At 73.7% G+C, this 12679-nt stretch carries 14 protein-coding genes; 2 read left to right on the top strand and 12 right to left on the bottom strand.

Going from position 1 to position 12679, the window contains the following annotated elements:
* Nucleotides 1-126 precede the first annotated feature (126 nt).
* Nucleotides 127-546, top strand: a complete 420-nt coding sequence (locus ACF08F_RS22235) for a hypothetical protein (protein ID WP_392300255.1) — start codon at nucleotides 127-129, stop codon at nucleotides 544-546.
* On the opposite strand, the gene ACF08F_RS22230 is transcribed toward ACF08F_RS22235, so the two are convergent.
* The 4 genes from ACF08F_RS22230 to ACF08F_RS22215 all read right to left on the bottom strand — a co-directional run bounded on the left by ACF08F_RS22230 (nucleotide 537) and on the right by ACF08F_RS22215 (nucleotide 3961).
* On the bottom strand, nucleotides 537-1067 hold the full coding sequence (locus tag ACF08F_RS22230; RefSeq protein WP_392300254.1) for a hypothetical protein: 531 nt from the start codon (nucleotides 1065-1067) through the stop codon (nucleotides 537-539). The two genes, ACF08F_RS22235 and ACF08F_RS22230, sit on opposite strands and share 10 nt — an antisense overlap.
* 11 nt (nucleotides 1068-1078) lie before the next feature.
* A complete protein-coding gene (mug, locus tag ACF08F_RS22225) occupies nucleotides 1079-1576 on the bottom strand; it encodes a G/U mismatch-specific DNA glycosylase (RefSeq protein ID WP_392300253.1) in 498 nt (165 codons plus the stop codon).
* 62 nt (nucleotides 1577-1638) lie between these two features.
* Nucleotides 1639-3081, bottom strand: a complete 1443-nt coding sequence (gene purB / locus ACF08F_RS22220; RefSeq protein WP_392300252.1) for an adenylosuccinate lyase — start codon at nucleotides 3079-3081, stop codon at nucleotides 1639-1641.
* Nucleotides 3082-3154: 73 nt separating this feature from the next.
* Nucleotides 3155-3961: an SGNH/GDSL hydrolase family protein gene (locus tag ACF08F_RS22215; protein WP_392300251.1), complete on the bottom strand. Its 807-nt coding sequence runs from the start codon at nucleotides 3959-3961 to the stop codon at nucleotides 3155-3157.
* 65 nt (nucleotides 3962-4026) lie between these two features.
* On the opposite strand from ACF08F_RS22215, the gene ACF08F_RS22210 reads away from it, so the two are divergent.
* Complete coding sequence (locus ACF08F_RS22210) at nucleotides 4027-5058, top strand: maleylpyruvate isomerase N-terminal domain-containing protein (protein ID WP_392300250.1); 1032 nt, start codon at nucleotides 4027-4029, stop codon at nucleotides 5056-5058.
* 77 nt (nucleotides 5059-5135) lie between these two features.
* On the opposite strand, the gene ACF08F_RS22205 is transcribed toward ACF08F_RS22210, so the two are convergent.
* The 8 genes from ACF08F_RS22205 to bioB all read right to left on the bottom strand — a co-directional run bounded on the left by ACF08F_RS22205 (nucleotide 5136) and on the right by bioB (nucleotide 12672).
* Nucleotides 5136-6155, bottom strand: coding sequence for a hemolysin family protein (locus ACF08F_RS22205; RefSeq protein WP_392300249.1), 1020 nt, complete (start codon nucleotides 6153-6155; stop codon nucleotides 5136-5138).
* Nucleotides 6152-7501, bottom strand: coding sequence for a hemolysin family protein (locus ACF08F_RS22200; protein WP_392300248.1), 1350 nt, complete (start codon nucleotides 7499-7501; stop codon nucleotides 6152-6154). Before ACF08F_RS22200 ends, ACF08F_RS22205 begins: the two co-directional genes overlap by 4 nt.
* A 231-nt stretch (nucleotides 7502-7732) precedes the next feature.
* Entirely contained in the window at nucleotides 7733-8158 is a 426-nt protein-coding gene (locus ACF08F_RS22195; RefSeq protein ID WP_392300247.1) for a GNAT family N-acetyltransferase, read from the bottom strand.
* A gap of 64 nt (nucleotides 8159-8222) precedes the next feature.
* Nucleotides 8223-8807, bottom strand: coding sequence for a class I SAM-dependent methyltransferase (locus ACF08F_RS22190; protein ID WP_392300246.1), 585 nt, complete (start codon nucleotides 8805-8807; stop codon nucleotides 8223-8225).
* Between the two features lie 136 nt (nucleotides 8808-8943).
* Nucleotides 8944-9288: a VOC family protein gene (locus tag ACF08F_RS22185; RefSeq protein ID WP_392300245.1), complete on the bottom strand. Its 345-nt coding sequence runs from the start codon at nucleotides 9286-9288 to the stop codon at nucleotides 8944-8946.
* A 102-nt stretch (nucleotides 9289-9390) separates the two neighbouring features.
* Nucleotides 9391-10119, bottom strand: coding sequence for a dethiobiotin synthase (gene bioD / locus ACF08F_RS22180; protein ID WP_392300244.1), 729 nt, complete (start codon nucleotides 10117-10119; stop codon nucleotides 9391-9393).
* Between the two features lie 26 nt (nucleotides 10120-10145).
* Nucleotides 10146-11426 (bottom strand): adenosylmethionine--8-amino-7-oxononanoate transaminase, encoded by a 1281-nt coding sequence (locus tag ACF08F_RS22175; RefSeq protein WP_392300243.1) that lies wholly within the window; start codon nucleotides 11424-11426, stop codon nucleotides 10146-10148.
* Nucleotides 11419-12672, bottom strand: coding sequence for a biotin synthase BioB (gene bioB, locus ACF08F_RS22170; RefSeq protein WP_392300242.1), 1254 nt, complete (start codon nucleotides 12670-12672; stop codon nucleotides 11419-11421). The genes ACF08F_RS22175 and bioB overlap by 8 nt, the downstream gene beginning before the upstream one ends.
* Between the last annotated feature and the right edge of the window lie 7 nt (nucleotides 12673-12679).

Raw genomic sequence — 12679 nt, 5'->3', positions numbered from 1 at the left:
TTCTCAGCCGGATGGTACTCAATGGGCCCCGGCGCGGCGAGTGCCGCCCCCGGGCCGGCGGCCCCGGGGCCGCCGGGCCGGCCTGACGCGACGCCAACTGTCAGTGCCGGCGGCTTTACTGGCCCCATGACGACGGCACGCCACCTGGCGACGATCGACGAGTTCCGCGCGCGCCTCGCCGACGGTCCCGGCGACGGTCCGGGCTTCCACCTGGCGGAGCTCGCGACCAGCGAGGACTTCTGGGACGACGGCAGCGGCCGGGCGCTCGCCGAGGAGCAGTACGAAGCGGAGCGTGACGGGCTCGCCGCCCTGCTCACCGCGCGCTGGGGCCCACCGACGGAGCTGGACCTCTGGCCCGTCCTGGAGCGGACCCTGGCCGGCGAGTCCTTACCGGAGCCCTGGTCCACGCTCTGCGCCCACACGCCGGAGCTGCGCCTCTGGCGTGACGAGGACCGGTGGATCGGCCTCGCGGTCTCCCGCTGGGACAAGGAGCTGCCGCTCCGGCTCCTCGCCCTGGTGACCACGGCGGACCCGCCTCAGGCGTAGGAGACCGCCGAGTCGACGAAGCGCCGGAAGCTGCCGTGCGCGTCGGAGCCGCCGAGGTGGCTGCCGCCGGTCCCGACCGCGAAGGCGAACGGGTCGACGTTGTACCGCTTGTTCCGGAGGCCGGTGAAGCCCATGATCACCGGATGCTGGTGCGCCACGTCCCGGGAGCCGGCCCGGGAGCGGTAGAAGGACCAGGAGAGGCCGGGGGCCCGAGCGATGATGGTGTCCCCGAGGTGGAGCCCCAGGTCGTAGGCGACCGCGATCCACAGCGGACGGGGGCGCGGGGCCCGCTCGTGATCGGCCTCGACCCCGGCCAGGTACCACCGCTCCAGGTCGTCCACCGCCTCGGCGTCCTTGCCGAGCCGCAGCCCGTTCGCCCCGACCAGCGCGGCCAGCACCGCGAGCCGCTCGTCCTTGGTCGCCATCCGGTGCTCGTACTCCCGGCGCGCGGCCGCGGGCGACAAGTCCTCCATCGGACCGTCCTCGACCGGCTGGAACGGCCGGTAGTCACCCCACTCCACGGGCGTTCCCTTCACGGACCGGGCGGCCCCGCCGCCTCCCGGAGCCTGGCGTACTCCTCGGCCATCGTCGCCGCCGTCCAGTGCGCGTTGAGGCCGCTCGGGTTGGGCAGCGCCCAGACCCGGGTGGAACCGATCATGCGCTCCTGCGGCCCGATGGCCGCCTTCGGCTCGCCGAAGGCCGTCCGGTACGCGGTGACCCCGACCACCGCGAGCCACCGCGGCGCGAGCCGCTCGACCTTCGCGGTCAGGATCCGGCCGCCCTCGACGTACTCGTCCCGGCTCAGCTCGTCGGCCCGCGCCGTCGCCCGCGCCACCACGTTCGTGATCCCGAGCCCGTACGACAGGAGCTCGGCCTGCTCGTCCGGCCTGAGCAGCCTCGGGGTGAACCCCGACAGGTGGAGGACCGGCCAGAAGCGGTTGCCGGGGCGGGCGAAGTGATGGCCCGTGGCCGCCGTCATGAGCCCCGGGTTGATGCCGCAGAAGAGCACGGAAAGGCCGCCCGCCACCACGTCGGGAACGACGCGGTCGCGGGCGGCCTCCAGCTCGGCCTTGGTGAACCGGGGGGTTCCGGTCAGAGGATCGCGCCCGGGGCGTAGGCGGCGGCCTCCGGGTGCTGCTTGAGGATCTCCTCGACACGGGAGACCACGACCGCGACCTGGTCGGCCGCGGCGCCCGTGAAGGACAGCTTGTCGGCCATCAGCTCGTCGAGCTGCGCGCGGTCCAGCGGGATCCGCTCGTCGGCGGCCAGCTTGTCGAGCAGCTCGTTCTGCACGGTGCCCTGCTCGCGCATGGCGAGCGCGGAGGCGACGGCGTTCTCCTTGATCGCCTCGTGCGCGACCTCGCGGCCGACCCCGGCGCGCACGGCGCCCATGAGGACCTTGGTGGTCGCCAGGAAGGGGAGGTAGCGGTCGAGCTCACGGGCGACGACGGCCGGGAAGGCGCCGAACTCGTCGAGCACGGTGAGGAAGGTCTCCAGGAGGCCGTCCAGCGCGAAGAAGGCGTCCGGCAGCGCGACACGGCGGACCACGGAGCAGGACACGTCGCCCTCGTTCCACTGGTCGCCGGCCAGCTCGCCGGTCATCGACGCGTAGCCGCGCAGGATGACCATCAGGCCGTTGACGCGCTCGCAGGAGCGGGTGTTCATCTTGTGCGGCATCGCAGAGGAGCCGACCTGGCCGGGCTTGAAGCCCTCCGTGACCAGCTCGTGGCCCGCCATCAGACGGATCGTCTTGGCGATCGACGACGGCGCGGCGGCCAGCTGCACCAGCGAGGTGACCACGTCGTAGTCGAGGGAGCGCGGGTAGACCTGGCCGACCGAGGTGAAGGCGTGCGCGAAGCCGAGGTGACCGGCGATCCGCTGCTCCAGCTCCGCCAGCTTGCCGGCGTCGCCGCCGAGCAGGTCCAGCATGTCCTGCGCGGTGCCGACCGGGCCCTTGATGCCGCGCAGCGGGTAGCGGCCGAGGAGCTCCTCGAGGCGCGCGTACGCCACGAGCAGCTCGTCCGTGGCGGTCGCGAAGCGCTTGCCGAGGGTGGTGGCCTGGGCGGCGACGTTGTGCGAGCGGCCCGCCATGACCAGCTCCGCGTACTCGGCGGAGAGCTTGCCGAGGCGGCCGAGGACGGCGACCGTCCGGTCGCGCATCAGCTCCAGGGAGAGGCGGATCTGGAGCTGCTCGACGTTCTCGGTGAGGTCGCGCGAGGTCATGCCCTTGTGGACGTGCTCGTGGCCGGCGAGGGCGTTGAACTCCTCGATGCGGGCCTTCACGTCGTGCCGGGTGACCTTCTCGCGCTCGGCGATGGAACCGAGGTCGACCTGGTCGAGGACGCGCTCGTAGTCGGCGAGGGCGGCGTCCGGAACCTCGATCCCGAGGTCCTTCTGCGCACGCAGCACGGCGAGCCAGAGCTGGCGCTCCAGCTTCACCTTCTGCTCGGGGGACCAGAGGACGGCGAGCTCCGCGGAGGCGTAGCGGCCGGCCAGAACGTTGGGGATGCGGGGCTTCGCAGTCACAGCAGTCACGTGGAGAGAGTCTACTGGCGGTTTGTGCAGGCCAGCGCCACGGTGGGATGTGGAGCTTGCTACGAGACGCAGGTCACGGACGTGACGCGCCGTCGGCCCGCGGGCCGGTCGGCGCCTCGTACGGCAGCAGCTCCGGCCGCTTCGGGGCGCGGCCGTCCCCGGAGGAGCGGCCCGTCAGCCGCCGTCCGATCCACGGGCCCAGGTGCTCCTTGGCGAAGCGGGCGTCCGCGATCCGCCGGCTCGTCCAGGCCTGCGGACCGGCCGGGGGCAGCGGAACCTGCCAGTCCTCCTCGGGTGGGAGACCCAGCGTCTGCCACACGGCCTCGGCCACCCGCCGGTGCCCGTCGCCGGTCAGATGGAGCCGGTCCACGTCCCACAGCCGGGGATCGCCGAGCGCCGACGCCCCGTACAGGTCGACGACGAGGGCCCCGTGCCGGGCGGCGAGCTCGTCGAGGTGGGCGAAGAGCTCCTCCATGCGGGGGCGGAAGCGCTCCATCACCGGTCCCCGGCGGCCGGGGCTGCGCATCAGGACCAGCTGCCCGCAGGAGGGTGTGAGGCGTTCCACTGCCTCGGTGAGCAGGTCCCGCACCCGGACCATGTCGACCTTGGGTCGGAGGGTGTCGTTGAGGCCGCCGACCAGGGTCACCACATCGGCCTTCATGCCTGCGGCCAGGTCGACTTGCTCGTCGACGATCTGGCCGATGAGCTTTCCGCGCACGGCGAGGTTCGCGTAGCGGAAGTCGGGCGTGCGGGCGGCGAGCCGGCCCGCGAGGACGTCGGCCCAGCCCTGGTACGAGCCGTCGGGCTTCAGGTCCGACATACCCTCGGTGAAGCTGTCGCCGAGGGCGACGAGACTGGTGTAGGTGGCATTGATCTCCATGGCGGAGAGATCATACCGCGCGGTATGCGCGGGATGCCGTGGAGGACCCGGAGGGGAAAGATCCGATGAGCGACGCGCTCCTGAGCACGCTGGCGGAGGCCCTGGCCGAGCTGGTGACGGCCGTCGGGACGAGCGACGACGAGGTCCTGGACCCCGACACGGCCGTGAAGTGGCTGGAGGGCACCGCGGCCACGCTCTCCGCGCTCCCGGCCGCCGACCGCCGCGCCCTCGACGGGCACTTCCGCGCGGCGGCCCTGCGCCGCCCGGAAGGGCCCTGGCGGGACGACCTGCTCAAGGTGTCCGAAGGCTTCGGCCTCACCGAGGACACCCACGCCGCCGCCTGCGCGGCCCTCGTCGAGCGGGTCGGCCGCTTCGTCGCCACCGTCCGGGACGCCGATCCCGCCACCCCCGTGCCCACCTGCCCCGGCTGGACGCTCGCCGAGCTGACCCGGCACCTCGGCACCGGCCACCGCTGGGCGGAGCACCTCGTCCGCACCCGGGCCACCGTCCGCGTCCCCGTCCGGGACGTCCCCCTCGACCTGCCGCAGGACCAGGCCGCGTACCCCGGCTGGCTCGCCGCCGGCGCCGAGGCCCTCGCCGCGACCCTGCGCGCCGCCGACCCGGACGCCCCGCTCTGGTCCCCGGGACCCGAACCGCGCGCCGGGCACTACCCGCGCCACGCGCTCTTCGAGGCCGTCGTGCACCTCGCCGACGCCCAGATCGCCCTGGCCGGGACGGCGGACCCGATCGACCCCGGCACGGCCACCGAGGGCATCGAGCACCACCTCGCCGCCCTCCCGTACGTCCCGTCCACCGCCGAGCGGATCGCCCACCTCGACCGCGACGGCGACCTGCTCCGCCTCACGGCCCGCGACACGGGGACCGTCTGGACGCTGACCCTCGGCGGCGGCGGCTTCACCTGGCGACGCGGGACCGAGGCCTCCGCCGCCCGTACGGAACCGACCGCGAGCGTCACCGGCGACAGCGGCGACCTGCTCCTCCTCCTGCACCGCCGCCACGCCGCCGACGCCCCGCGGTTCGACCGCACCGGGGACGTCACGCTGCTCGACGCGTGGCTGACCGCCACCGCGCTCTGAGGCGCCGTACGCGCGGAGGACGCCCGAAGGGCCCCGGGAGGAGATCCCGGGGCCCTTCGTCATGGCATGACCACGGCCTACGGCGCCGCCGGGCGCCCCACCAGCTCGCGCAGCACGTCCTCCATCGTCACGAGCCCGGCCGGCTTGCCGTCCTCGTCGAGGACCGCCGCCAGATGCGTCCGGCTGCGGCGCATCGCGGTCAGGACGTCGTCCAGCGGAGTGGCCGCCCGGACCCGGGCGACCGGCCGCAGCGCCGACACCGGGAACGGCAGGTCGCGCGGCGTGACGTCCAGGGCGTCCTTGACGTGCAGATAGCCGAGGATCCTGCGCGTCGAGTCGACGACCGGGAAGCGCGAGTAGCCCGTCGACGCCGACAGCGCCTCCAGCTCCTCGGGCGTGGTGCCGACCTGCGCGTACACGACCTTCTCCGCCGGCATCAGGACGTCCCGCACCGGCCGGCGGCCCAGCTCCAGGGCGTCGTGCAGCCGCTCGGCGGCCCGGTCGTCCAGGAGTCCGGCGTCCCCGGCGTCGGTGACCATCCGGGCCAGCTCGTCGTCCGAGAACGTCGCGGCGACCTCGTCCTTGACCTCCACCCGCAACAGCTTGAGCAGCGCGTTGGCGAAGGCGTTGATCGCGAAGATCACCGGCCGCAGCGCCCGGGCCAGCGTCACCAGCGGCGGGCCGAGGACCAGAGCGGTGCGCGTCGGCTCGGCGAGCGCGATGTTCTTCGGGACCATCTCGCCGAGCAGCATGTGCAGATACGTGGCCAGGCTCAGCGCGATCACGAACGAGATCGGGTGCACCAGGCCGTGCGGCACGCCCACCGCGTCGAAGACGGGCTCCAGGAGGTGCGCGATGGCCGGCTCGGCGACGATGCCGAGGACCAGGGTGCAGAGCGTGATGCCGAGCTGCGCCGCCGCGAGCAGCGCGGAGACGTGCTCAAGGCCCCAGATGACGCTGCGCGCCCGCCGGTTCCCGGCCTCGGCCAGCGGCTCGACCTGACTGCGGCGGACCGAGATCAGGGCGAACTCGGCGCCGACGAAGAAGGCGTTGACGACCAGGGTCAGCAGACCGATCAACAGCTGGATCACGATCATCGGCCGGCCTCCCCCGTCTCGTCGGAGTCGTGCGGGGCGGCGTCTGCGGGGGCGTGCAGCAGCACGCGCGCGGCGCGCCGACCGGAGGCGTCCACGACGTCCAGCCGCCAGCCCGCCAGCTCCACGCTGTCACCGACGGCCGGGATGCGGCCCAGCTCGTTGGCGACGACACCCGCGAGCGTCTCGTACGGGCCGTCCGGCACCCGGAGGCCGATCGCCCCCACCTGGTCCGTACGGGCGGCGCCGTCGGCGGACCACAGCTCGCGGCCGTCCGCGTCCTCGCCGGCCCTCGCCAGGTCGGGCGTCTCGTGCGGGTCGTGCTCGTCGCGGACCTCGCCGACGACCTCCTCGACGATGTCCTCCAGGGTCACGACGCCGGCCGTACCGCCGTACTCGTCGATGACGACGGCCATCGTCTGCTTGCCGGAGAGCCGGTCGAGGAGACGGTCCACCGTCAGGGTCTCGGGGACGAGCAGCGGCTCGCGCACCATCTCGCCGATCCGGCGGCGCGCCCGCTCGCCGGCCGGTATGGCCAGCACGTCCTTGATGTGCGCGATGCCGACGACGGAGTCGAGACTGCCCCGGTAGACGGGGAAGCGGGAGAGGCCGGTCGCGCGGGTCGCGTTCGCCACGTCCTCGGCGGTCGCCTGCACCTCCAGGGCGGTGACCTGGACGCGGGGCGTCATCACGTTCTCGGCGGTCAGCTCCGCCAGGTTGAGCGTACGGACGAACAGCTCGGCCGTGTCCGCCTCCAGGGCGCCCTCCTTCGCGGAGTGCCGGGCGAGCGCCACGAGCTCCTGCGGGGAACGGGCGGAGGCCAGCTCCTCGGTCGGCTCCATGCCGAGCCGGCGCAGGATGCGGTTCGCGGTGTTGTTGAGGTGGCTGATCAGCGGCTTGAAGGCGGCGGTGAACACCCGCTGCGGGGTCGCCACCACCTTCGCGACCGCGAGGGGCGAGGAGATCGCCCAGTTCTTCGGAACCAGCTCGCCGACGACCATCAGGACGACGGTCGACAGGGCGGTGCCGATGACGAGGGCTACCGAGGAGGCCACCGTGGGGGAGAGGCCGAGGGCCTCGACCGGGCCCTTGATCAGCTTGGCGACCGAGGGCTCGGCGAGCATGCCGACCACCAGGTTGGTGACGGTGATGCCGAGCTGGGCCCCGGAGAGCTGGAACGTCAGTGACCGGACGGCCTTGAGGGCGCTCGACGCGCCGCGCTCGCCGCGCTCGGCGGCGGCCTCGAGCTCGCCGCGCTCGACCGTCGTGAGCGAGAACTCGGCCGCGACGAAGGCGCCGCACGCGAGCGACAGCAGGAGCGCCAGCACGAGCAGAAGCACTTCGGTCATCGGTTCACCTCCGTCCCATGATCAGTCAGGGGGGAGAGGATCGCTCGATGTCGGAACGTGGAACCAGTGCTACTGGGAGGCTCGCCCATGGGCGGACGCTCACACCTTTCGGTCGTCGGAATGAAGGACCATGGTAAAGGATGGGCAAAGCGGAGTGATGATCGGCTTGCTCCGCCCACCGTCGATCAGCTGGGGAGGGGCCTGAGGGGGGCTTTCCCGCCCTCCCTCCGGTCAGCGCTTGAGGGGCTTCACCCACCGCCGCCAGTGGTCCTGGCGCTCGTACCCGGCGGCCGTCCAGAGCAGCCGGCCCGTCTCGTTCGCCTCCAGGACCATCGCGTCGACCCGCCGCCCGCCGAGCGCGGCGAACCGCTCGTCGGCGGCGCGCAGCAGGGCCGTGGAGATGCCGCGCCGACGGTGCGAGGGCAGCACGGCGAGCCGGTAGAGGGAGGCGCGCCAGCCGTCCCAGCCGGCGATCACGGAGCCGACGATCACCCCGTCGGCGACCGCGAGGATCAGCGCGTCCGGATCCCGCTCGACGAGCCGGCTCACCCCGGTCACGTCGTCCGAGACGGACGTCCCCTCGGCGGACTCCCTCCAGAAGGCCAGGACGGCCTCCGCCTCGTCGGGCCGGGCGGAACGTATCTGCGGATCGGTCATGGCCGGATCCCATCACGCGTGCCGGACCCGGTGCCACGGAGTTCCGGCGGGTGGGACACGCCGCTCACCGCGTGGCCCTGCCGAGTACGCACGGGGAGCTCGGCGTGCGCGGCCCGCGCTCCGGGAGGTCGAAGGAGCGGTACGGACCGAGGGCGAAGCCCGCCGCCCCGATCGCCCCGACCGCGTCCCGCGAGGTGTGGCAGCCGCCGAAGAGCAGCGGCCAGACCGTACGGTCCAGACCCCGCTGGACGCGCGCGAGCCCGGGTGTCCCCGCCGCCACGTGCTCGAAGAAGCGGAGCTCCCCGCCGGGACGCAGGACGCGCCGCGCCTCCGCGAGGGCCCGCGGCACGCTCCGTACCGTGCAGAGCACCAGCGAGGCCACGGCCGCGTCGAAGACGCCGTCCTCCGCCGGCAGCGCCTCGGCCGTGCCCGGCCGGACGGTCACCGGTACGGTCGCCCGCCGCGCGGCCTCCTCGGCGAGCCGCCGCAGCCGGGGCTCCGGCTCGACGGCCACGACCTCCGTGACGCCGGCCGGGTAGTGGGCGAAGTTCAGCCCGTTCCCGGCGCCGATCTCGACGACCCGGCCGGTGAGCCCGGAGAGCAGCTCCTCGCGCAGCGCGGCGACTCCGCCGCGCGCGTCGGCAGACACGCTGACCTTGGCGTAGAACCGCGCGAAGAGCGGGTGGTGGACCCGAGGGCCCGCGGGAGCCGGAGAGCCCGGGGGCGTCGGAGAGTCCGAGGGAGGCGGAGAACCCGGGGGAGGCGGGGAGGTCATGGGGCGCCCCTCACCCCGTCACGAAACAGAACTCGTTGCCCTCCGGGTCCCGCATGACCTGGAAGGACCCCTGCTCGTCCGTCACGGGACCACCGACCCGGACGGCGCCGGCGGGACCCGCCTCGGTGGCGGCCCGGTCCGGGTCCGCCACCTCCAGGTCGAGATGGACGCGGTTCTTCACGGCCTTGCCCTCCGGCACACGCTGGAAGGCGAGGCGGACGAACTCCGGCGGATCCACGTACGACCAGTCGCCGGAGCGGTCGACCGGATCACCGCCGAGGAGGCCCGCCCAGAAGCGGACGAGGGCGGCCGGATCGGCACAGTCGAAGACGATCTCCTGAACACGAGCGCGCATGCGCCCCAGCGTAGGGGCTGGCGTGTCGATCGGGCCGGGCCCGGTCGACACGACACGAAGGGATCAGCTCCCAAGGCCGCCCCCGGTGTCAGCGGCGGCGCGTCACGCCCGGAACTCCGCGGCGAACTCCGTCCCGAACGCCGCCGCGTCCCACGTGCCGCCGAGCGCCGGCGCCAGCCAGGTGCCCGCCGCCGCGCGGAACTCCGCCGGGCCGAGCGACCCCGAGCCCTCCGGTACGGCCCCGAGCAGGGGCGCGCCCGCCGACTCCGGCAGGTCCGCCAGGTTGCAGCGGGCCGCCAGGTCCGGCTCGGCCGGCCAGCTGCCGACCACCACGCCGAGCTGCTCGATTCCGCGCGCCGCCAGCGCCTCGGCCGTCAGGGCCGTGGTGTTGAGCGTCCCCAGACCCGCGGGGACCACGCACAGCACGGGCGCGCCCAGCAGCGCCGCCGCGTCCGCGAGCGTGCCGCCCGCCTCGTCGAAGCGGACGAGCAGCCCGCCCGCCCCCTCCACGAGCACCAGGTCGTGCGACTCGGCCAGCTTGCTCGCGGCCTCGGCCACCTGCCGGGGCCCGACCGGGGTGAGCCCGGCCCGCTTCGCGGCCGTGCCCGGCGCCAGCGGCTCCGGGAAGCGCCCCAGCTCGACCGAGGCGGCGGCGCCGGACAGCCGGACCACCTCGTCGGCGTCACCCGTCTCGTCCGGACCGACCCCGGTCTGCGCCGGCTTCAGCACCGCGACCGACCGGCCCGCAGCCGTGGCCACGGCGGCCACCGCCGCGGTCACGACCGTCTTGCCGATCTCCGTCCCCGTACCGGAGACCACGACGATTCCCACTGCTTCCCCGTCCTTCCGTCCTTCGTTCAGCCCGCCGCGGCGGCCGCGTGGACCCCCGCGCAGATCCGGGCCAGGTCCTCGTCACCGGTCACGTACGGCGGCATCGTGTAGATGAGGTCGCGGAAGGGGCGCACCCACACGCCCGCCCCGACCGCCGCCCGCGTCGCCGCCGCCATGTCGACGGCGTGGTCGAGCTGGACGACACCGATCGCGCCGCACACGCGCACGTCCTTCACTCCCGGGAGCCCGGCGACCGGGGCGAGGCCCTCGCGCAGCCCCGCCTCGATCCGCTTGACGTCCAGGGCCCAGTCCCGCGACAGGAGCAGGTCGATCGAGGCGAGGGCCACCGCCGAGGCCAGCGGGTTCCCCATGAAGGTCGGTCCGTGCGCCAGGACCGGGACCTCGCCCTGCGAGATCCCGTCGGCGACCCGGCTCGTGCAGAGCGTCGCCGCCATCGACAGGTAGCCGCCGGTCAGCGCCTTGCCCACGCACATCACGTCGGGGGAGACCCCCGCCTGGTCCGCGGCGAACAGCGTGCCCGTGCGGCCGAAGCCCGTCGCGATCTCGTCGAAGACGAGCAGGACGTCGTTCTCGTCGCAGGCCTCGCGCAGCACCTTCAGATACGCCGGGTCGTGGAAGCGCATCCCGCCCGCGCCCTGCACGACCGGCTCCACGATCACCGCGGCCAGCTCGTCCGCGTGCCGCGCGATCTCGGTCCGCAGCAGCTCGGCGTACGACTCCTCGTAGGCGACCGGAGGGGCGTCCACGAACACCTGCCGCTGGAGCACCCCCGTCCACAGCTCGTGCATCCCGCCCTGCGGGTCGCACACCGACATGGGCTGCCAGGTGTCCCCGTGGTACCCGCCGCGCCAGGTCAGCAGCCGCTGCTTGCCGGGCCGGCCCACCGAGCGCCAGTGCTGGAGGCACATCTTGACCGCGACCTCGACGGCGACCGAACCCGAGTCGCTGAGGAAGACGTGGCGCAGCGGCTCGGGGGTGATCTCGACGAGGCGGGCCGCGAGGCGTACGGCCGGCTCGTGGGTGAGCCCGCCGAACATGACGTGGCTCATCCGGTCGAGCTGGCCGCGCACCGCCTCGTTGAGCACGGGGTGGTTGTAGCCGTGGATCGCCGACCACCACGAGGACATGCCGTCGATCAACTCGTCCTGGCCCTCGGCGGGTTCGGCGAGCCGGAGCCGCACCCCGGACGCGGACGCGACGACCAGCGGGTCCGTACGGCCCGGCATGGGGCCGTACGGATGCCAGACGTGCGCCCGGTCCAGGGCGAGGAGTTCGTCGTTACGCATTCGGCGCCAGGTCGGTGCCCGCACCCCGGCGGCGCACGGCCACCAGGTCGGTCCGGGCCTCGTCGGCACCGCGACCGCCCGTCGCGGCGGGCGCCTCCGGAGCCGCGTGACCGCCGCAGGGGCCGCAGCCGCCGCCCGCCTCCGCGTGCGAGCCGCAGCCGGCGCCCTCGGACGGGGCCTCCGATCCGCATCCGGTGGACGCGGACGAGCCGCACCCGCCGCCCGCCGCCGCGAGCGCGTCGGCCCGGTGCGCGGGCAGCGTCGTCGTGCCCGCGCCCTCCACCTCGAAGCCCGCGTCCGCGATCATGTCGAGGTCGGCCTGGCCGGCCTGGCCCTCGCTCGTCAGGTAGTCGCCGAGGAAGATCGAGTTCGCGATGTTCAGCGCGAGCGGCTGCATCGAGCGCAGGTGCACCTCACGGCCGCCCGCGATCCGCACCTCGACGTCGGGGCAGACGAACCGCACCATCGCGAGGATCCGCAGGCAGCGCTGCGGCGTGAGGTTCCACTCCTTGGCGAGGGGCGTGCCCTCGAAGGGGATGAGGAAGTTGACCGGCACCGAGTCCGAGTCCAGGTCGCGCAGCGCGTAGACGACGTCGACCAGGTCCTCGTCGGTCTCGCCCATGCCCGCGATCAGACCGGAGCAGGCCGACAGACCGGCGGCGTGCGCCTTCTGCACGGTGTCCACCCGGTCCGCGTACGTGTGGGTCTTGGTGATGCCCCCGTACGTCGCCTCGGAGGTGTTGAGGTTGTGGTTGTACGCGTCGGCGCCGGCGTCCCGCAGCCGCTCCGCCTGGCCGTCCGAGAGCAGACCGAGGCAGGCGCAGACCTCGATGCCCTCGTTCTGCTCCTTGATCGCCTCGATGGTCTTGCCGACCCGCTCGACGTCGCGGTCCGTCGGACCGCGCCCGCTCGCCACCAGGCAGACCCGCTTGGCCCCGCCCGCGACACCCGCGGCGGCGGCCTGGGAGGCCTCGTCCGGCTTCAGCCACGTGTACTTGAGGATCTCGGCCTTGGAGCCGAGCCGCTGCGAACAGTACGAGCAGTCCTCGGGGCACAGCCCCGACTTCAGGTTGACCAGGTAGTTGAGCTTCACCCGCCGCCCGAACCACTGACGGCGCACCTTCCCGGCAGCCGCCACCACATCGAGCAGCTCGTCGTCGGATGTCGCCAGTACGGCGAGCGCTTCTTCACGGGTCGGCAGCTCGCGCCGCAGCCCCTTCTCCACCAGCGTGTTCAGCAGGTCCATAAACGCT

Source organism: Streptomyces sp. NPDC015130 (assembly GCF_043080005.1).
Taxonomy (GTDB): Bacteria; Actinomycetota; Actinomycetes; order Streptomycetales; family Streptomycetaceae; genus Streptomyces.
The sequence above is the reverse complement of the archived record's forward strand: the minus strand, read 5'-3'. Positions and strand labels throughout refer to the sequence as shown.

Bases quoted from the DNA above. Each gene is read 5' to 3' on its own strand.
- ACF08F_RS22235 (WP_392300255.1), top strand. From the start codon at position 127: ATGACGACGGCACGCCACCTGGCGACGATCGACGAGTTCCGCGCGCGC.
- ACF08F_RS22215 (WP_392300251.1), bottom strand. From the start codon at position 3,961: ATGGAGATCAATGCCACCTACACCAGTCTCGTCGCCCTCGGCGACAGC.
- ACF08F_RS22210 (WP_392300250.1), top strand. From the start codon at position 4,027: ATGAGCGACGCGCTCCTGAGCACGCTGGCGGAGGCCCTGGCCGAGCTG.
- ACF08F_RS22205 (WP_392300249.1), bottom strand. From the start codon at position 6,155: ATGATCGTGATCCAGCTGTTGATCGGTCTGCTGACCCTGGTCGTCAAC.
- ACF08F_RS22200 (WP_392300248.1), bottom strand. From the start codon at position 7,501: ATGACCGAAGTGCTTCTGCTCGTGCTGGCGCTCCTGCTGTCGCTCGCG.
- ACF08F_RS22195 (WP_392300247.1), bottom strand. From the start codon at position 8,158: ATGACCGATCCGCAGATACGTTCCGCCCGGCCCGACGAGGCGGAGGCC.
- ACF08F_RS22185 (WP_392300245.1), bottom strand. From the start codon at position 9,288: ATGCGCGCTCGTGTTCAGGAGATCGTCTTCGACTGTGCCGATCCGGCC.
- ACF08F_RS22175 (WP_392300243.1), bottom strand. From the start codon at position 11,426: ATGCGTAACGACGAACTCCTCGCCCTGGACCGGGCGCACGTCTGGCAT.
- bioB (WP_392300242.1), bottom strand. From the start codon at position 12,672: ATGGACCTGCTGAACACGCTGGTGGAGAAGGGGCTGCGGCGCGAGCTG.